Origin of the sequence: Massilia cellulosiltytica (genome assembly GCF_047325105.1) — a bacterium.
In the GTDB taxonomy this organism is placed as follows: domain Bacteria; phylum Pseudomonadota; class Gammaproteobacteria; order Burkholderiales; family Burkholderiaceae_D; genus Telluria; species Telluria orientalis.
Genome location: NZ_CP168562.1, coordinates 4,128,850 through 4,146,460, shown reverse-complemented (window position 1 = coordinate 4,146,460; position 17,611 = coordinate 4,128,850). Strand labels below are relative to the sequence as shown.

Annotated in this window: 18 protein-coding genes; 2 read left to right on the top strand and 16 right to left on the bottom strand. The window is 68.8% G+C overall.

Going from position 1 to position 17,611, the window contains the following annotated elements:
- Positions 1-86: 86 nt before the first annotated feature.
- From ACEN9H_RS18090 to ACEN9H_RS18070, 5 genes are all read right to left on the bottom strand, one after another.
- Positions 87-776: an MOSC domain-containing protein gene (locus tag ACEN9H_RS18090; RefSeq protein ID WP_413671509.1), complete on the bottom strand. Its 690-nt coding sequence runs from the start codon at positions 774-776 to the stop codon at positions 87-89.
- Entirely contained in the window at positions 773-1,000 is a 228-nt protein-coding gene (locus tag ACEN9H_RS18085; protein WP_371762804.1) for a hypothetical protein, read from the bottom strand. The genes ACEN9H_RS18090 and ACEN9H_RS18085 overlap by 4 nt, the downstream gene beginning before the upstream one ends.
- Positions 997-1,701: a glutamine amidotransferase gene (locus ACEN9H_RS18080; RefSeq protein WP_413671508.1), complete on the bottom strand. Its 705-nt coding sequence runs from the start codon at positions 1,699-1,701 to the stop codon at positions 997-999. Before ACEN9H_RS18080 ends, ACEN9H_RS18085 begins: the two co-directional genes overlap by 4 nt.
- A complete protein-coding gene (locus ACEN9H_RS18075) occupies positions 1,698-2,243 on the bottom strand; it encodes a carboxymuconolactone decarboxylase family protein (protein ID WP_413671507.1) in 546 nt (181 codons plus the stop codon). Before ACEN9H_RS18075 ends, ACEN9H_RS18080 begins: the two co-directional genes overlap by 4 nt.
- Positions 2,244-2,327: 84 nt before the next feature.
- A complete protein-coding gene (locus ACEN9H_RS18070) occupies positions 2,328-2,981 on the bottom strand; it encodes a MarR family winged helix-turn-helix transcriptional regulator (RefSeq protein ID WP_413671506.1) in 654 nt (217 codons plus the stop codon).
- Between the two features lie 96 nt (positions 2,982-3,077).
- On the opposite strand from ACEN9H_RS18070, the gene ACEN9H_RS18065 reads away from it, so the two are divergent.
- Entirely contained in the window at positions 3,078-3,386 is a 309-nt protein-coding gene (locus ACEN9H_RS18065; protein WP_413671505.1) for a hypothetical protein, read from the top strand.
- 39 nt (positions 3,387-3,425) lie between these two features.
- Complete coding sequence (locus ACEN9H_RS18060; protein ID WP_413671504.1) at positions 3,426-4,691, top strand: cytochrome P450; 1,266 nt, start codon at positions 3,426-3,428, stop codon at positions 4,689-4,691.
- Here ACEN9H_RS18060 and ACEN9H_RS18055 read toward each other — a convergent pair.
- Genes ACEN9H_RS18055 through ACEN9H_RS18005 form a run of 11 tightly spaced genes read right to left on the bottom strand, consistent with a single transcriptional unit; the run spans position 4,678 to position 17,544 of the window.
- Entirely contained in the window at positions 4,678-5,301 is a 624-nt protein-coding gene (locus ACEN9H_RS18055; protein ID WP_413671503.1) for a hypothetical protein, read from the bottom strand. The two genes, ACEN9H_RS18060 and ACEN9H_RS18055, sit on opposite strands and share 14 nt — an antisense overlap.
- Positions 5,302-5,355: 54 nt before the next feature.
- A complete protein-coding gene (locus ACEN9H_RS18050) occupies positions 5,356-6,435 on the bottom strand; it encodes a protein-glutamate methylesterase/protein-glutamine glutaminase (RefSeq protein ID WP_056125911.1) in 1,080 nt (359 codons plus the stop codon).
- Positions 6,436-6,441: 6 nt separating this feature from the next.
- Complete coding sequence (locus ACEN9H_RS18045; protein ID WP_413671502.1) at positions 6,442-7,260, bottom strand: CheR family methyltransferase; 819 nt, start codon at positions 7,258-7,260, stop codon at positions 6,442-6,444.
- 3 nt (positions 7,261-7,263) lie between these two features.
- The gene (locus tag ACEN9H_RS18040; RefSeq protein ID WP_371771266.1) at positions 7,264-7,779 is read right to left on the bottom strand and encodes a chemotaxis protein CheW; all 516 of its coding nucleotides are present in this window, start codon (positions 7,777-7,779) and stop codon (positions 7,264-7,266) included.
- A gap of 14 nt (positions 7,780-7,793) precedes the next feature.
- Positions 7,794-9,956 (bottom strand): methyl-accepting chemotaxis protein, encoded by a 2,163-nt coding sequence (locus ACEN9H_RS18035; protein ID WP_413671501.1) that lies wholly within the window; start codon positions 9,954-9,956, stop codon positions 7,794-7,796.
- A gap of 16 nt (positions 9,957-9,972) precedes the next feature.
- Positions 9,973-11,889 (bottom strand): methyl-accepting chemotaxis protein, encoded by a 1,917-nt coding sequence (locus tag ACEN9H_RS18030; protein ID WP_413671500.1) that lies wholly within the window; start codon positions 11,887-11,889, stop codon positions 9,973-9,975.
- A gap of 30 nt (positions 11,890-11,919) precedes the next feature.
- Positions 11,920-13,560, bottom strand: coding sequence for a methyl-accepting chemotaxis protein (locus tag ACEN9H_RS18025; RefSeq protein WP_413671499.1), 1,641 nt, complete (start codon positions 13,558-13,560; stop codon positions 11,920-11,922).
- 24 nt (positions 13,561-13,584) lie between these two features.
- A complete protein-coding gene (locus tag ACEN9H_RS18020; protein WP_413675598.1) occupies positions 13,585-15,705 on the bottom strand; it encodes a chemotaxis protein CheA in 2,121 nt (706 codons plus the stop codon).
- A gap of 2 nt (positions 15,706-15,707) precedes the next feature.
- The gene (locus tag ACEN9H_RS18015) at positions 15,708-16,010 is read right to left on the bottom strand and encodes a lipid asymmetry maintenance protein MlaB (RefSeq protein WP_371762816.1); all 303 of its coding nucleotides are present in this window, start codon (positions 16,008-16,010) and stop codon (positions 15,708-15,710) included.
- A gap of 44 nt (positions 16,011-16,054) precedes the next feature.
- Positions 16,055-16,423 carry a response regulator gene (locus ACEN9H_RS18010; protein WP_056128750.1) on the bottom strand — a complete coding sequence of 123 codons (369 nt, stop codon included), beginning with the start codon at positions 16,421-16,423 and terminating at the stop codon, positions 16,055-16,057.
- 14 nt (positions 16,424-16,437) lie between these two features.
- Positions 16,438-17,544: a methyl-accepting chemotaxis protein gene (locus ACEN9H_RS18005; protein WP_413671498.1), complete on the bottom strand. Its 1,107-nt coding sequence runs from the start codon at positions 17,542-17,544 to the stop codon at positions 16,438-16,440.
- Between the last annotated feature and the right edge of the window lie 67 nt (positions 17,545-17,611).

Sequence of the window (17,611 nt, the reverse complement as noted above, 5' to 3'; positions counted from 1 at the left end):
CGCCAGGGGCGCGCGCCCCTGCGCGGGCCGCGCGGGCGGCACATCTGTCGCGCAGGTGCGCAACATCTGTCGCAGCCCGCGCCGCCTCACGGCTCGGCAAGCCGGCGCGACCAGTCCTCGATCCGCCGCGTCTCGACGCGGCGCGCGAACGCCGTCCGCCAGCTGGGCGCAAGCGGAGCGAGGGCGGCCGCGCGGCGCCATTCATCACGCAGTTGCGCCGCATCGGCCGGGAACAGCGCGCGGATCAGCCGGGCCAGCGGCCAGTCCGGGCAGGGACGCTCCAGCAGCACGAAACCGTCGCCGGGCGCGATCGCGCCTTCTTCCAGCACGCGGTAGTACCAGCCGGTGGCGCCCGAACGCTGCATGGCGAGCGCCGCGTCCGGACGGGCGAAGCGGCGGTTCAGCTTCCAGCACGGTTGCCGTCCCTGCGACACCTGCAGCAGCACGGTGCCGGCCCGGTAGACGTCGCCGATGCACACGTCTTCCTCCGTGATGCCGTACGTCGCGACGTTCTCGCCGAACGCGCCCGGCGCGAGCGGCACGGGACTGTCCGGCCAGCGCACGCGCCAGGCCGCGTAATGGTCGGCCGCGTAGTGGTGCACGGCCTTTTCCGGCCCGCCGTGGTAGACGGTGTCGCCCTGCGCATCGCCATCGAAGCCGTGCACGGACAGGCGCACGGGCCCGGCGCGCGGCTGCTTGACGATGCCGCTGGGGACAGGCGGGTCCCCGAGCGGCCGCACGGGGCCCGTGAACAGCGCGGCGATCGTGGCGTTCATGCGTGCGCGGCTACGTCGCCGATGCGCGAGTGCGGCGCGACGGGCAACACGCGGCCATCGACGACGAGGCAGGGCAGGTCGCGCACGCCGGACGCCATCGCGTCGAACGCGGCGTCCGGGGCGAGGCCGAGGTCGACGACGGCGAGGTCCGGCATGGCCGCCTGCAGCACGCGCGCGATGTCGAGGCAAACGTTGCAGCCGTCGTGGTAGAGGGTCGGGGTCATGGGGTCTCCTGTGGTTGGATGCCGGCCAGCCAGCGGCGCAGCAGTTCGGTGCCCGCGAGGGCGAGATCCCGGCCGTGGCGGGCGGTCGCGGCGCGCAGGGCGTGCAGGTCGGTGCCGGCATGGGCCAGTTCCACCGCATGCCCGGCCAGCCATTCCTCCAGCGCGGCGGCGGCGAACTCGACGTGGCATTGCAGCGCCAGCGCGTGGCTGCCCACCGCGAAGGCCTGGCACGGCGTACCGTCGGTGGCGGCGAGGCTCGCGCTGCCGTCCGGCGGCACGATGTTATCGCCATGCCAGTGCAGCACCGGGATGCCGCGCAGCGCGTCCAGCGGGCCGGCGTCCGCGCCGAGGTCCAGCCGCGACCAGCCGATCTCCATCGCATGGCGGCGCACGATGCGGCCGCCGAGGGCGACGGCCATCAGCTGGGCGCCGAGGCAGATGCCGAGCGTCGGCCGGCGCAGCGCGAGCCGGTGCGCGAGGCCGGCCAGCTCCGCGTTCAGCCATGGATACGCCGGTGCGTCGCCGACGCCGATCGGGCCGCCCAGCACGACGACCAGGTCGGCGTCGCGCCACTCGTCCAGGCTGAATGGCGCGGCGCCCGCATGGCGGTACTCGACGGCGTAGCCGGCCCGTTCGAGGGGCCCGGCGAAGACGCCGAGATCCTCGAAGCGCACGTGGTAAAGAGCGAGGCACTTCATCATTTGGCGCGCAGGCCGACGTGCGGGAAGTCGACCGGCACGGCGAAGGCGACGTTCACGTAGTTGGTGAAGAGGTTCAGGGCCACGTGCGCCATGATCTCCATGATCTGCCCGTCGTCGAAGCCGGCATGGCGCAGCGCGTCCACGTCGGCAGCATCGACCTTCGCGCGCTGGCGCACGACGCGCGTGGCGAAGGCCAGCGCGGCGGCCGTCTTCGGATCGTCGGCGTGGCCGGCCTGCGCCGCGGCCATCTCGTCCGCCGTCGCGCCGGCCTTGCGGCCCAGGACCGTGTGCGCGGCCAGGCAGTATTCGCAATCGTTGATGTCGGCGACGGCGACGGCGATCTGTTCCCCGAGTTTCGCACCCAGCGTGCCGTCGCCGAGGGCGCCGAACGCGCCCCACATGCTGGCCAGCGCTGCCGGCGAATTGGCGACGGCGCGGAACATGTTGGGCGTGGCGCCGAACGCGCCATGGATCTGGTCGAGCAGGTCGCGCGAGGGGGCTGCGGCGGTGGCGCGGGTCTGGAGGGCGAGGCGTGCGGTCATGATGTTTCCTTTCATGTTGAACTACATTAGGAGTCCTAAATATTAAGGACAAAAAAATCTCGGGCGAATACCGCCCGGTTGAACTCAGGCGAATGCCGCCCAGTTGCGCCGTTCCGTGACCGGATCCGTCGGTTCCTGTTCGGCGCAATCGATCCTGAGGAAAGCAATCGGTAGCGGCGCCTTGACGAGCGCGCAATGGTGCGGCGCGGGGCTGCCCGGGAACTTGTTCGCCTCGAAGTAGCGGCACGACAGGCATGCGCGCAGGGCGGGGAAGCGCTCCGTCTTCTGCAATTCCGCGATCAGCTTGAACAACCCGACGAGGAGCCGCTCCTGGACTTCCCGGTCGAGCGCGGCCGCGGCATCGTCCGCGAATCCCAGCGCCTTCGCCTGCTTCTCGGCCAGCGTCTTGCCGGCCTCCGTCAGCCACAGCGCGGTCGCCCGCTTGTCGTCCTCGGCCCGGTCCTTGCGCACGAGGCCCTTGGCGACGAGGGCTGCCACGGAATCGCTGGCGCTCGCCGCCGACACGGACAGCTGCACCGCGAGCCACGACAACCGCACGCCATGCGTACGGTCGCGCAGCAGCTGCAGGATGTCGGCCTGCGTCGGGTTCAGGTTCTCCGCCGTCGCGAACTCCCACATGCCGGCCCGCAGCACGCTCGCGACGCGGTTGATCGCGACGACGATGCGGGCCGAAATGTCCGGGGTGCCATCCCATGGGGTTTCGGGTTTCAGTTCCATGGACGGCATCATAACACGGCCGGGATAATGGTAAAGAGTCCTAACTAATATTTTTCGACCCGCCGTTGTAGACTGGGCGTCGACAAGGAGAAACACATGGATGACCTGACGAGAGCCGACATCATCAAAATGGGCTGGGGGATACACCGCGTGGTCGAGGAGCGCCTGCTGAGCCACCCGGCAACCAAGGGCACCGACGACTGGCTCGACAAACAACGCCTGTTGTTGGCCGACATGGCGATCCACCTGCTGCAGACGGCGCTGAAGCCGGGCGAGATCGAGCTCGACAAGCTCAGGAACAACCTGCACGCGGTCCTGACGATTTCGGACCAGTTTCTGCCGCACGCCGGCCTGAAACAGGCAACCGCGACTATTTACGACGGCGGGTGCCGCGCCGAAAGATGATAAAGTGCGGCCCGGAATAACCATCAGCTTGAGAATCGCATGAGAGATTTCGCGCAAGTCGTGCCCGATGCTTCGGACACGGCACCGTTCGACGCCGCCTTCCTGCACGATCCGTATCCCACCTATCGCCGCCTGCGCGCGGCGGGACCGGTGCTGTGGCGCGACGACGTGTTCCAGGGCGCGTGGGTGCTGACGCGCCACGCGGACATCGAGCTGGCGCTGCGCGATCTGCGCTTCTCGTCGCAGCGCACGGGCGGCTGGGTCAAGCGCATCCCCGGCGTCGACGCGAGCCTGTCGGGACGGCGCGCCCAGGCGGGCCTCGACCTGTTCCAGCGCCTGTTCGGCAGTGCGATGGTGTTCCTGGACGGCGCCGACCACCAGCGCGTGCGCAAGGCGATGGCGGCCGGTTTTCATCCGACCCTGATCCGCACCTTGCGGGCCGACGTCGAGCGGCTCACCGACGAGTTGCTGGACGGCCTCGACGCGCACGCGGGCTTCGACTTCATCGCCGAAGTCGCGCGGCCGCTGCCGTCGCGCGTCATCGGCCTGATGCTGGGGATAGACCGCGAGGACGAGGCGCGCTTCATGGCGTGGTCGGACGACCTGGCCGCCTTCATCGGCGCGCTGCAGCCCACGGCCGACCAGTTGCGCGCGGCCCAGCGCAGCCTGCTGCAGATGGTGCGCTATTTCGATGCGCTGCTGCCCGCGCGCCGGGCGTCCCCCGGCACGGATCTCGTCAGCCGCCTGCTGCAGGCCGAGGCCGCGGGCGAACTGCGCGCGGACGGCGAACTGCTGGCGCAATGCGCGATGCTGCTGTTCGCCGGCCACGAGACGACGCGCAACCTGCTCGGCAATGGCCTGTACACGCTGCTCACGCACCCGGACGCGTGGGCGCGGCTGCGCGCGGACGAAGACGGCATGACCCTGGCCATCCGCGAACTGCTGCGCTACGACAGTCCCGTGCAGTACACGGGCCGGCGCGTCGCCACGGAACTCACGCTGCACGGCACGACGCTCGGGCGCGGCGACCTCGTGATCGCGCTGATCGGCGCGGCGAACCGCGATCCGGAGCGCTTCGCCGATCCGGACACGTTCGACATCACGCGCCGCGCCGGCAGCCACCTGTCGTTCGGCAGCGGGCCGCACGTCTGCATCGGCGCCGGGCTGTCGCTGCTGGAGGCCGACGTCGTGCTGCGCGCCGTGCTGCGCCGCTGGCCGACGCTCCGCCTGGTGGACGCGGCCCCGCGCTGGAACGGCATCGCCGGCCTGCGCGGGCTGGCCGCGTTGCCCGTCAGCGTTTCGTGAAGCGCTCGACGGCGTCGTAGTTGACGGCGTTCGACTTGACCTCGACCAGTTCGCCGCCCACGATGGCCAGCCCGTCGAACGGCGCCGGTTCGGCCGCGTAGATCCGGTCGGGCACGCACACGGAACCGCCCGCGTAATCGATGCACCAGTTGGGCTGGCCGTCGACGATCTTGCGGCTGACGAAGGTGCCCGTCAACGTGACGCTGCGTTGCGGCTGCTGCGCCGTCACCTTGTCGATGGAGGCCGAGACCGATCCCGGCATGATGGAGGACGCGACGGTGCCCACGTACGTCGCCGTCGTGGGGGCGCTCCACACCTGCGTGGCGATCACGTCGCCCGTGCAGGCCGTGTTGGCGTAGTAAGTCGTCGTGACGGCGATCGTGAGCGCATTGTTCGATCCGGCCGCGCGCGCGATGACGGCCGTGTCGACCGCGTGCGACGCGCACGCGGAGGCCCACGTGCCGACGTACGCGTCGAGGTTGCCGTTGCTGGACACGGGCGGCGTCAGCGGGGTATTCCCCGTGCCGGCGCTGCCGCCGCCACCGCCGCACGCGCTCAAGGAGGCCGTCAGGCAGGCGGCGAGCGCGGCGATACACATTCCTGTTTTCATCTCGTTCTCCTGGCATCAGCTTCTGGATCGGCTGTTCAGGGAGATGATACGCGATCAGCGCACCCCGAGCTGCTGCAGGATCTCGCGGTCGATCGCTTTCAACGGCACGGATTTCTCGACGCCGCCCCGTTTCACGGCTTCCTTCGGCATGCCGTAGACGACGCAGCTGTCCTCGTCCTGCGCGACGGTGCGCGCGCCCGCCTTGCGCATCTCGAGCAGACCGGCCGCGCCGTCGTCGCCCATGCCCGTCATGATGATGCCCAGCGCGTTCGCGCCCGCGTGCCTGGCGACGGAGCGGAACAGCACGTCGACGGACGGGCGATGGCGATTGACGAGCGGGCCGTCGATGACGTCCACGTGGTAGTTGGCGCCGTCGCGCCGCAGCAGCATGTGCTTGCCGCCCGGCGCGATCAGCGCGCGGCCCGGCAGTACGCGGTCGCCGTGGCGCGCCTCGCGCACCTCGATCTGGCACAGGCCGTTCAGGCGGTCGGCGAAGGCGGCCGTGAATTTTTCCGGCATGTGCTGCACGATGACGATGCCGGGCGTGACGCGCGGCAGCGCCGTCAGCACTTCTTCCAATGCCAGCGTGCCGCCCGTGGAGGTGCCGATGGCGACGACGCGCTCGGTCGTGCGCAGCAGGGCACGCGTCTCGGGCGCGGCCGCCAGCACGGCGTCCGCGGTCAGCTTCGCGGCGACGGGCGCGGGCGCGGCGCGTGCCGCGAGCCTGCGCACGTTCGCGTGGCTCGCCGCGCGCACTGCGGCGATCAGTTCGTCCGCGCTCTCGCTGAGGAAGTCCTTCAGGCCCAGCTTGGGTTTCGTGATGATGGACACGGCGCCCGCGGCCAGCGCGGCCATCGTCGTCTCCGCGCCTTTTTCGGTCAGCGTCGAGCAGATGACGACGGGCGTGGGCCGCTCCGCCATGATCTTGCGAAGGAACGTAATGCCGTCCATGCGCGGCATCTCCACGTCCAGCAGGATCACGTCGGGCCAGGCCTGCTTCATGCGCTCGATGGCGAGCAGCGGGTCGGCCACGGCGTGCAGCAGGCGGATGCCGGGCGCGGATTCCAGCACCGCGCCGACGACCTTGCGCACGACGGCCGAGTCGTCGACCACCATCACATCGATTGTTTTCATGCCGGATTACGGTAGACGGTAGACGGAAGGGATCACGGCACGGAGCACGTCGCCCATCTCCTGCAGGCTTTCCGAGTGGCCGATGAACAAATGGCCGCCCGGCTTGATGCGCTGCATGATGCGCGTGACGACCTGGCGCTTGGTGTCGCCGTTAAAGTAGATCATCACGTTGCGCAGGAAGACGAGGTCGTAGGTGCCCAGGTCGCCGGGCAGCGCCGTGTTCAGGTTCACCTGGCGGAACTGCACGCGCTCGCGCAGGCCGCGTTCCACGAGCAGCGTGCCCTGCTGGTCGCGGATGCCCTTCAGGCAGTAGCGGCGCAGGTAGTCCTGCGGCACGTGGGTCGCGCGTTCCATCGGATAGTGGCCGGTGCGGGCGCGCTCCAGCACGCGCGTGCTGATGTCTGAGGCCACGACTTCCCACGGCGCCGATCCCAGCACGTCGGCCAGCACCATCGCGATGCTGTACGGTTCCTCGCCGGACGAGCAGGCCGCGCTCCACACGCGGAACGGCGCATTCGCACGCAGGGACGGGCGCGCCGTCTCGGCCGCTTCGCGCAGCAGCTCGAAATGGCGCGCCTCGCGGAAGAAATAGGTCTCGTTCGTGGTCAGCAGGTCGACGGCCAGCTGCACCTCGTCCTTGTGCGCGCCGTCCGTCAACAGCTTGAAATAGGCGTCGTACGACGGTAGGCCGAAGTGCTGCAGGCGCTTGGCGAGGCGGCCGCTGACGAGGGCCTTCTTCGAATCGGACATCGAGATGCCGGCGATGTCGAAGATGAAGCGCTGGAAGCGCGCGAACTCGCCCTGGCTGATCGAGCAATGCTGCATGGTTCAGGCGGCGAGGGCGTCGGCGCCGGCCAGGTCGGGCAAGCCGTCCAGCGCGAGCACCTGCTGCACGTTCAGCAGGATGACGAACTTGCCGTTCACCTTGCCCATGCCGGCAATGAAGTCGCCGCGGATGCGCGTGCCGAACGACGGCGCGGGCTCGATGTCGGCGGCCGGAATGTCCAGCACGGCGCTGACGGCATCGACGACGACGCCCGTCAGCTGGCGCTCGCCGTCGTGTTCCAGCTCGACGATGACGATGCACGTGCGCTTGCCCGCCACGGATTGCGGCCGGCCGAAGCGGGCCGCGAGGTCCATCACGGGCACGACGGCGCCGCGCAGGTTGATCACGCCGCGGATCGCGTCCGGCATCATCGGTACTTCCGTGAGGCCGGAGAACTCGATGATCTCCTTGACGGCCATGATGCCGATGCCGAAGGCTTCGCCGCCCAGCATGAAGGTGAGGTATTGGGCGGACTGGCCGGCGGCCGCCGCGTTGGCTGCTTGGTTCGTGTGATTCATTCGGTCACCGCGGGTCAGAAATTGGTGAAGTTGGCTTCGTCGGGCGCGGCCAGCGGCGCCGCGGCACCGGCCAGGCGCAGCGGGGAACGCTTGGCGCGGGGCGCCGGGCGCGGCACGGCCGCCTGGCCCGCGGCGCCGGCCGCGAGGCGGAAGAAGCCCATCGTCTGCTGCAGCTGCTCGGCCTGGGAACTCATTTCCTCGGCCGTCGCGGCCAGCTCTTCGGAGCTCGAGGCGTTCTGCTGCGTCGTCTGGGACAGCTGGCCCACCGCCGCGTTGATCTGGCCGACGCCTGCCGACTGCTCTTCCGACGCGGCCGTGATTTCCTGCACGAGGTCCGACGTCTTGCGGATGTTCGGCACCATCTGGTCGAGCAGGGTGCCGGCGCGTTCCGCCAGCTCCACGCTGTTGGTCGCCACTTCGCCGATCTCCTGTGCCGCGACCTGGCTGCGTTCGGCCAGCTTGCGCACCTCGGCGGCGACGACGGCGAAGCCCTTGCCGTGTTCACCGGCGCGGGCGGCTTCGATGGCCGCGTTCAGCGCCAGCAGGTTGGTCTGGTAGGCGATGTCGTCGATGATGCCGATCTTCTTGGCGATCTGGTTCATCGCGGCCACGGTTTCCTTCACGGCGGCGCCGCCTTCGGTCGCTTCGTGCGCAGCCTTGGTCGCCATGCCGTCGGTGACTTTCGCGTTCTCGGTGTTCTGCGCGATCGATGCCGTCATCTGCTCGATCGACGCGCTGGTCTCCTCGACGCCCGCCGCCTGTTCGCCCGATGCCTGCGACAGCGACTGGGCCGTCGCGCTCACCTGCTCGGACGCGCTGGCGAGGGAATCGGCGGCCGCGTTGACCTCGGCCACCACCTGCGCCAGCTTGTCCACGGTGTTGTTCGCGTATTCCTTCAGCTTGGCGAACTCGCCCTCGTAGGACTTGTCGATGCGCTTGGTGAGGTCGCCTTCCGACATCGCGCCCATCACGCGCACCACGTCCTCGACCGATGCGCTCGTCGTCGCCACCAGCTGGTTCAGCCCTTCGCCCATCTCTTTCTGGAAGCCCTGCAGGCCCGCGAGTTCCACGCGCTCGTCGAAGTTGCCGCGATTGGCCGTCTGCACGACGCGGCGCTGGCCCTCGATCACCTGCGTCAGCTTGTGCACGGTGTTGTTCGTAAATTCCTTCAGCTCGCCGAACGCGCCCTGGTAGGGCTTGTCGATCTGGTTCGAGAGGTCGCCGCGCGACACCGCGCCCATCACGCGCACCACGTCGGCGATGCTCGCGCCGGTCGTCGCCATCAGCTGGTTCAGGCCTTCGCCCATCTCCTTCTGGAAGCCCTGCAGGCCGGCCAGGTCGACGCGCGCATCGAAATTCCCACGGTTCGCGGCTTCCACCGCGGCGCGCTGGCCGTCGATGACCTGAGTGAGCTTCGCGACCATGCCCTTGACGGCGGCCAGCATGCTGGCGTCGTCGCCCGGCTTCGTGTGAATGTCCGCGTTCAGGTCGCCGCCCGCGATGCGGGCCATGACGGCCCCCGCGTACGCCGGCTCGCCGCCCAGCTGGGCCAGCAGGCTGCGGGTGATGTAGAAGCCGAGCAGGCCGACGGCCGCCAGCGTGGCGGCGGCAAAGGCGAGCGACATCGTCTCCGCCGCGTCCTGGATCGCGACGGCACGCTCGCCGCCGTTCTTCGCCAGTTCCTCGTTGTACTTGCGGTGGTTCGCGAACGCTTCCCAGTTCCTGTCCGCCGCGCCGACGTTCGCCATCATCAGGTCGCGCGCCTCCGTGTTCTTGCCGCCGCGCGAGAGCTTCAGCACCTCGTCCACGATGCGGCCGTAGTCCGCGAGGCTGGCGCGGTCGGCCGCGAGCAGGGCCTTGTCCTTGTCGTCCGAAACGAGCGATTCGTATTTCTTCAGCGTCTCGTCGATCTTGCGGCGGTTCTCGTCGATCTGCTGGTCGATCGCGGCCAGTTTGTCCGCGTCGGTCTGTGCGATATGCTGCCACACGCGGGTGCGGTACACGGCCAGCTGTTCGAATGCTTCGTCGAGCGCGAGGAAGCTGGGAATCGAATTGACCGTGCCGTAGCTGGCCGCATCGTAGACGCGGACGAGCTGGTAGCGCCCCATTGCCGCCAGGGCGACGATACCGATGAGCGCTGCCAGCACGAGCAGGATCATCTTCTTTACGACTGTCATGGTATTTCCTTAACTTTTAAAAGCGTGCGAAGTCGGCTTCGTCCGGTGCGCCGACCGAGGCGAGTGCCAGCGTCCCGATCGTCCTCGGGGCATGGCGCTTCACCGTACCTGTTTTGAACGGCTTGCCGGCGGCCGCTTTGATGCTGTGTCCTGCGTCCAGCTTGAAGAACGCCATCGCCTGCTGCAGCTGCTCGGCCTGGGAACTCATTTCCTCGGCCGTCGCGGCCAGCTCCTCGGAACTGGATGCGTTCTGCTGCGTCGTCTGGCTCATCTGGCCGACCGCCGCGTTGATCTGGCCGACGCCGGCCGATTGCTCTTCCGATGCGGCCGTGATTTCCTGCACGAGGTCCGAGGTCTTGCGGATGTTCGGCACCATCTGGTCGAGCAGGCCGCCGGCGCGCTCGGCCAGCTCCACGCTGCTCGTCGCCACTTCGCCGATTTCCTGCGCGGCGACCTGGCTGCGTTCGGCCAGCTTGCGCACCTCGGCGGCGACGACGGCGAAACCCTTGCCGTGTTCACCGGCGCGGGCCGCCTCGATGGCGGCGTTCAGCGCCAGGAGGTTGGTCTGGTAGGCGATGTCGTCGATGATGCCGATCTGCTTCGCGATCCGCTTCATGGCGGCGACGGTCGCCTTCACGGCTTCACCGCCTTCCGCCGCCTCGCGCGCGGCCTGCGTGGCCATGCCGTCGGTGACGCGGGCGTTCTCCGTGTTCTGCGAGATCGATGCCGTCATCTGTTCCAGCGAGGCGCTCGTCTCCTCGACGCCGGCCGCCTGTTCGGATGCCGACTGCGACAGCGCCTGCGCCGTCGCGCTGACTTCTTCCGACGCGGACGCCAGCGACTGGGCGCTGCCGTTGACGTCGCCCACGACCTGCGCCAGCCGGTCCATGGTGCCGTTCGAGTAATCCTTCAGCTTCGCGAACGCGCCCTGGTAATCCTTGTCGATGCGCTTCGTCAGGTCGCCTTCGGCCAGCGCGGACATGACGCGCACGACGTCGTCGATGCTGGCGCCGGTCGTCGTCACGAGCTGGTTCAGGCCATCGCCCATCTCCTTCTGGAAGCCCTGCATCCCGGCCGTATCGACGCGTACGCCGAACTCGCCGCGGTTGGCCGCTTCCACGACGGCGCGCTGGCCGGCGATCACCTGGCGCAGCTTCGCCACCATCTGGCCGACGGCATGCAGCATGCTGTCGTTGTCGCCGCGGCGCAGCGTCACGTCGCCGGACAGGTCGCCGTTCGCGATGCGCTTGAGCAGGTCGGCCGCGTAGGCCGGCTCGCCGCCCAGCGTACGGGTGAGGCTCAGCGTGATCCAGAAGGCCATGCCGATGCCCATCAGGACCGCGGCGGCGCCCAGCAGCGTGAGCCGGTTGCGGGTTTCGAGGTATTCGGCCGACGCGTCCTTGGCCGATTGCTCCATCGCCGCATTCTGGTGTTCGATCAGCTTTTCGATCGCCTTGATGTACGCATCCTGCAGCGGCTGGATCTGCGTCGCCAGCAGCGCTCCGGCCTCGGTGCGCTTGCCTTCGTGCACGAGGCGGACGAACTGGTCCTGCACCACCAGGTTCTTCTGGCGCTGCTGGTTCATGCCGTCCATGATCTGGCGTCCGGAGGCCGACTTGACGAGGTTCTGCAGCTTCTCGATATCCGCGCGCTGGTCGTTGCGCGACTCGTCGATCTGCGCCAGCTCGCGCCGAATCGCTTCCGGATCCTCCGTCAGCACGATGTTGCGCATCGCGGTGGCGATCTCGTGGATGTTGCCGATCGCGTCGTAGCTGAGCACGACCTTCGGATACTTGTCGTTGGCCATATCGCCAACGTTGTCGCTGACGCTGGCGACGCTGTGGATGCCCATCGCGACGACGGCGGCCAGCAACACGCTGACGGTGCCGAAGCCCAATGCCAGGCGGGCGCTGACTTTCAGATTACGGAACATGGCAGTTCTCCTCGGGGCGGCTGCGCGGTATCAGAAACGGGTGAAGCTGGCTTCGTCCAGGTCCGCCTCGGCGGCGTACGCGGGGTTGTGCAGGGCGATGCCCTGGCGCTTCGGCGTCGCGCCCGGATGCGCGGGCGCGCGGCGTGCCGGCTTGCGCGCCGGCGGCGCATCGCCGCCCGCCAGGCGGAAGAACGCCATCGCCTGCTGCAGCTGCTCGGCCTGGGAACTCATTTCCTCGGCCGTCGCGGCCAGCTCCTCGGAACTGGAGGCGTTCTGCTGCGTCGTCTGGCTCATCTGGCCGACCGCCGCGTTGATCTGGCCGACGCCGGCCGATTGCTCTTCCGATGCGGCCGTGATTTCCTGCACGAGGTCCGAGGTCTTGCGGATGTTCGGCACCATCTGGTCGAGCAGGCCGCCGGCGCGCTCGGCCAGCTCCACGCTGCTCGTCGCCACTTCGCCGATTTCCTGCGCGGCGACCTGGCTGCGTTCGGCCAGCTTGCGCACCTCGGCGGCGACGACGGCGAAACCCTTGCCGTGTTCACCGGCGCGGGCCGCCTCGATGGCGGCGTTCAGCGCCAGGAGGTTGGTCTGGTAGGCGATGTCGTCGATGATGCCGATCTGCTTCGCGATCCGCTTCATGGCGGCGACGGTCGCCTTCACGGCTTCACCGCCTTCCGCCGCCTCGCGCGCGGCCTGCGTGGCCATGCCGTCGGTGACGCGGGCGTTCTCCGTGTTCTGCGAGATCGATGCCGTCATCTGTTCCAGCGAGGCGCTCGTCTCCTCGACGCCGGCCGCCTGCTCGGACGCCGACTGCGACAGCGCCTGCGCCGTCGCGCTGACTTCTTCCGACGCGGACGCCAGCGACTGCGCGCCGCCGTTGACGTCGCCGACGACCTGCGTCAGCTTCGCGATCATGTTCTTCATCGCGGTCAGCAACTGGCCGGCCTCGTCACGCGCATGGCTCTCGATGTGCACCGTGAGGTCGCCGGCTGCCAGGCGGTCGGCCGCGTCGACGGCGATGCGCAGGGGGCGGGTGACGGACAGCGTGATGAACGTGGCGACGCACAGCGCGAGCAGGGCGGCGCCGGCCGTCATGGCGAGCACCAGCTGGCGGGTCTCGTCGTACGTGGCGGCGGCCTCGTTGGCCTTCTGCTGCATCTTGTCCGACTGGTGCTTGGCCAGTTCGTCGATCGCGTCGATCAGCTCGCGGTTGAGCGGCATGTAATCCTTGCTGACGTATTCCGCCGCATGCGGGCGGTCGCTGCGTACCAGTTCGAAGAACCGGGCATACGTCGGGTCCAGTGCCGCGTGCTTGTCGATGATCCGCTTGAGCATCTTCTTGCCGGTGTCGCTGGCGACGAGTTTCGTCAGCTCGGCGATGCGGGTGCTCGTGTCGGCGCGCAGTTGTTCGATCAGCTTGCGATAGCGCTCGTTCTGCGCCTCGTCCGCGGTCAGCAGCATGCCGCGCATCTGGCGCGGGAGGTCCACGGTGTCACGGATCAGGTCTTTTGCGATGACGACTTTCGGATACGCGTCCGCCGTGATGTAGGCGGCGGCATCGTTCATGACCGCCATGCGGTTCATGGCCAGCAGCGCGATCGCCAGCAGGAGCAGCAGTACCGCACCGAAGCCGAGGCCCAGGCGGATGCCGATTTTCAGGTTCTTGAGCATGTGGCTCTCCACTTCAGTTAATTGTCAGGCCGCGGCGGCCTGGCTTTCGTGTTCGACGCCGGCCAGCAGGGCCGCCATGTCGAGGATCAGTGCGACGTCGCCGTTGCCGAGGATCGAGGAACCGGACAGGAAGCGCGCGCCGGCGAACACCTTGCCGAGCGGCTTGATCACGGTCTGGAATTCGCCCAGCAGGCTGTCGACGACGAGGCCGGCCTTGCTGCCGCCGTAGCGCACGACGACGATGCTGCGGCGCCGTGCCGGCGCGCCTTTGACGCCGAAGCGTTCCCTCAGGCGCACGAAGGGCAGGGGCTGGCCGCGCAGATCGACCCAGTCGCAGCCCGGCTGTTCGACGAACTCGATGCATTCCTCGACCATGTCCATCGGGATCACGAACACCGACTTGCCGACGCCGACCTGGAACCCGTTGATGATCGCCAGCGTCAGCGGCAGGCGCACCGTGACTGTGGTGCCTTGTCCCTCGGTGCTGGCGATGTCGACGCTGCCGCGCAGCGCGACGATGTTGCGCTTGACGACGTCCATGCCCACGCCGCGGCCGGACAGGTTCGTCACCTGTTCCGCCGTCGAGAAGCCCGGTTCGAAGATCAGGTTGAAGATTTCCTTGTCGGTGAGCGTGCGGCCCGGCTCGACGAGCCCGCGCTCGACGGCTTTCGCGAGGATGCGGTCCCGTTTCAGGCCGCCGCCGTCGTCCGACACTTCGATCACGATGCTGCCGGAGTCGTGGTAGGCGTTCAGCGCGACGGTGCCTTGCGCCGGCTTGCCGCGCGCGGCGCGCACGTCGGCCGGCTCGATGCCGTGGTCCATCGCGTTGCGCACGAGGTGCGTGAGCGGGTCGCCGATCTTCTCGACGACGGTCTTGTCCAGTTCCGCGTCCTCGCCGCTGACCGCCAGGCGGATGTCCTTGCCCAGCTCGCGCGCCACGTCGTGCACGACGCGCTGGAAGCGGTTGAACGTGGCGCCGATCTTCACCATGCGCAGCTGCAGCGCGCTGTCGCGCACTTCCTCGACGAGGCTGGACAGCGTCGACGTGCATTCCAGCAGCTCGGGGATCTGCGTGCGGCGCGCGACGAGGTTGGCGCCCGCGCCCGCGATGATCAATTCGCCCACGAGGTTGATCAGGCGGTCCAGCTTGTCCGCGTCCACGCGCACCGAGCGGCTTTCCTGCTGCTGGCGCGGCGCGTCCGGCGCCTGGCGCTGCTTCGCGAGGGCCGCCTCGACGACGGGTGCGCGCACGGCGCCCTGTTCGACGAGGATCGCGCCGATCGGTTGCGCCGGTGCGCTGCTTGCGGCCTGCGCCGCCAGCGCGTGTTCCAGTTCGTGCGCGGTGACGCTGCCGCAGCGGACGAGCATCTGGCCCAGGCGCTCGCGCTGCGCCGGCGCCTCGTCCAGCCAGGCGAGGTAGCCGGCGATGCGGTTCTCGGGCGGCAGGATGCGGATCGCGCAGTCGTCGCGCACGAAGTCGAACACGCCGTCGATCGTCGCCTTGTCGGCGGTGCTGTGGAAGCCGATCTCGAAGCCGAGGTAGCACGACTCGGGATCGAATTCGTCCAGCGCCGGCAGGTCGTCGGCGATCGTCGCGATGCCGGTGATGGAGCCCAGCTGGCCCAGGTAGCGGATGAACGACAGCGGGTCCATGCCGTTGCGCAGCACGTCGGGGCCGAAGCGCAGCGAGATGTGCCAGTGGCCGGCCGCGCCGTCGCTCGCTTCGGGTTCGGCGGCGCCGGTGGGCGCCGGTGCCGCGCCGCCGTCGAGGTAGGCCTGCAGTTGCGCGACGAGCGGCGCGCCTGCCGCGGCGAGATCCGCGTCGTCCAGCGTGCCGCGCTCCACCGCGTCGACGAGGGCGCCGATGTGGTCGCGGCATGCGAGCAGCAGCGCGACGAGTTCGTCGCCGACGGGGATGGCGCCGTCGCGCACCTTGTCCAGGACGCTCTCGGCCACGTGCGTGAATTCGACAACGGGGTCGAGGCCGAACATGCCGGCCGATCCCTTGATCGTGTGCGCCGCACGGAAGATCGCGTTGACGGCATCGAGGCCGTCGCGCGTGACCGCGAGCAGGGCGGTTTCCATCTGCTCCAGAAGTTCGCGGCTCTCGGCGATGAAGGTGTGTGTCACCTGGTCGATGTCGATGCTCATGCAGGCTCTCCTTCCGCGCTCATGCCGAGCATCGCGAATGCGTCGCACACGGCGGGGCTGGCGCCGCGCAGCACGAGCGCCTTGCCGAGCCGCTGCGCTTCGCGCCGCGCCACGAGCAGCAGCTGCATGCCGGCGCAGTCGAACTCCGTCACCTGGGACAGATCGAGCGCGGGCGCATCGATCGTGCGTACGGCGTCCAGCAGCACGGGATGCAGCTCCGCGGCGCGGTAGATCGTCATTTCGCCTTCGACCGCCAGGCATGCGGCGGCCCCTTGGCTCGTTTCGCCAATAATCGTCATTGCGTCATTGCTCCGGGATGGCCGGCCTGCGCCGGCGCGGTGGGTCAGCCGAACGTCAGCTTCTGGACGGCGGCCAGCAGGGCTTCCGGCTTGAACGGCTTGACCATCCACGCCTTCGCGCCGGCGGCCTTGCCCTGTTCCTTCTTGTCTTCCTGCGACTCGGTGGTCAGCATCAGGACCGGGGTGAACTTGTAGGCGGGTCGGGTCTTCAGTTCGCGCACGAACGCGATGCCGTCCATGTTGGGCATGTTGACGTCGCTGATGATCAGGTTGACCTTCTGGCCGGTCAGCTTGGCCAGCGCGTCCTGGCCATCGACGCCTTCGATGACGTCATAGCCGGCCTGCTTGAGTGCGATGCCGACGACCTGGCGGATCGAGATCGAATCGTCCACCACCATGATGGTTTTTGCCATGGTTAAATCCTAGTCTAGAAAAACGTGATGTCTTCGGCCAGCTGCGGCGCGGGCTTCGCGGTGCTCTTGTGGAGCGTGCGTTCCTCGGCCATCGCGTAGGTGCTTTCGAGTTCGGCGAGCAGGCTGCGGGCATCGAGGCCGCCGCCTTGCTGTTGCTCGTCCAGCCACGAGGGCAGGCGGGCGATGTTGTCGCGCACGTGCGACAGGATCTGGCTGACGCGGTCCTGGAACTGCAGCTGCACGAGCGCGTCGCCGACTTCCGCCTGGATGCCGGCGCTCTCGTGCTGCAGCAGGTCGGACGAGGCCACGAGGGCGTCGGTGACGCCGCGCAGGGACCCGAGCACGTTGCCGATCATCTGTTCGGACGCCTGCACGGCGCGCGTCTCCGCGCGCATGGAGTCCTCGGCCGCGCGGCACGTGACGTCGATCGCGGCGCTGATGCGGCCGACCTGTTCGGCGATGTGCTTGCCCGCGTCGGCCGAACGGTTCGACAGCATGCGCACCTCGCTCGCGACGACCGCGAAACCGCGTCCCGCCTCGCCCGCGCGCGCCGCCTCGATGGCCGCGTTCAGCGCCAGCAGGTTGGTCTGCCACGCGATGCTGGCGACGTCCGCCGCCATCTTCTGCAAGGTGGCCGTGATTTCCTCGAGGCCTTCGATCTTCTGCAGCATCTGCCGCTTGCTGGCGGCCGCGCCGGCCAGCATGTCCAGCAGCGAGCGCAATTCCTTTTCGCTGGCCGCGAACGCGTCGACGATGTTGTCGCCGTTGCGCGCGGTGCCCGACGCGTCCAGTGCCTGGCCGAGGCGGGTGACGATGCCGGAGAAGCGTTCGACGAGGGCGACGACGGCCGTCTCCATCTGGTCGCGCGACGCATCGATGTGCGACGTCCAGACGTCGGCCACGTCGACGCTGAACGCGCGGCGCTCGGCGAGGTCGGCGCCGGCGGATTGCCCGGCCTGCGGCGCGGGCGCACGCAGGGCGGCGAACGCGCCGCCGGCCAGGAGGAGGGCGGCGCACAGCCAGCCATGCCACTGCCAGCCGGCCAGCGGAACGATGACGCAGGTCGCGGCCGCGGCCACGATCAGCGGGGAATAGGTTTGCAGGGGGCGTAGTCGCGGCACGCGGCGCTCCGTCGATGTTCGGGTAGGTTTCGTGTTTGCGGTATCTGGGACCGCACCGGTGCTGATC

Coding starts and splice junctions, on each gene's coding strand:
- ACEN9H_RS18075 (WP_413671507.1), bottom strand. CDS start 2,243: ATGACCGCACGCCTCGCCCTCCAGACCCGCGCCACCGCCGCAGCCCCC.
- ACEN9H_RS18085 (WP_371762804.1), bottom strand. CDS start 1,000: ATGACCCCGACCCTCTACCACGACGGCTGCAACGTTTGCCTCGACATC.
- ACEN9H_RS18040 (WP_371771266.1), bottom strand. CDS start 7,779: ATGAATCACACGAACCAAGCAGCCAACGCGGCGGCCGCCGGCCAGTCC.
- ACEN9H_RS18090 (WP_413671509.1), bottom strand. CDS start 776: ATGAACGCCACGATCGCCGCGCTGTTCACGGGCCCCGTGCGGCCGCTC.
- ACEN9H_RS18015 (WP_371762816.1), bottom strand. CDS start 16,010: ATGACGATTATTGGCGAAACGAGCCAAGGGGCCGCCGCATGCCTGGCG.
- ACEN9H_RS18070 (WP_413671506.1), bottom strand. CDS start 2,981: ATGGAACTGAAACCCGAAACCCCATGGGATGGCACCCCGGACATTTCG.
- ACEN9H_RS18055 (WP_413671503.1), bottom strand. CDS start 5,301: ATGAAAACAGGAATGTGTATCGCCGCGCTCGCCGCCTGCCTGACGGCC.
- ACEN9H_RS18050 (WP_056125911.1), bottom strand. CDS start 6,435: ATGAAAACAATCGATGTGATGGTGGTCGACGACTCGGCCGTCGTGCGC.
- ACEN9H_RS18035 (WP_413671501.1), bottom strand. CDS start 9,956: ATGACAGTCGTAAAGAAGATGATCCTGCTCGTGCTGGCAGCGCTCATC.
- ACEN9H_RS18025 (WP_413671499.1), bottom strand. CDS start 13,560: ATGCTCAAGAACCTGAAAATCGGCATCCGCCTGGGCCTCGGCTTCGGT.
- ACEN9H_RS18030 (WP_413671500.1), bottom strand. CDS start 11,889: ATGTTCCGTAATCTGAAAGTCAGCGCCCGCCTGGCATTGGGCTTCGGC.
- ACEN9H_RS18060 (WP_413671504.1), top strand. CDS start 3,426: ATGAGAGATTTCGCGCAAGTCGTGCCCGATGCTTCGGACACGGCACCG.
- ACEN9H_RS18010 (WP_056128750.1), bottom strand. CDS start 16,423: ATGGCAAAAACCATCATGGTGGTGGACGATTCGATCTCGATCCGCCAG.
- ACEN9H_RS18080 (WP_413671508.1), bottom strand. CDS start 1,701: ATGATGAAGTGCCTCGCTCTTTACCACGTGCGCTTCGAGGATCTCGGC.
- ACEN9H_RS18065 (WP_413671505.1), top strand. CDS start 3,078: ATGGATGACCTGACGAGAGCCGACATCATCAAAATGGGCTGGGGGATA.
- ACEN9H_RS18045 (WP_413671502.1), bottom strand. CDS start 7,260: ATGCAGCATTGCTCGATCAGCCAGGGCGAGTTCGCGCGCTTCCAGCGC.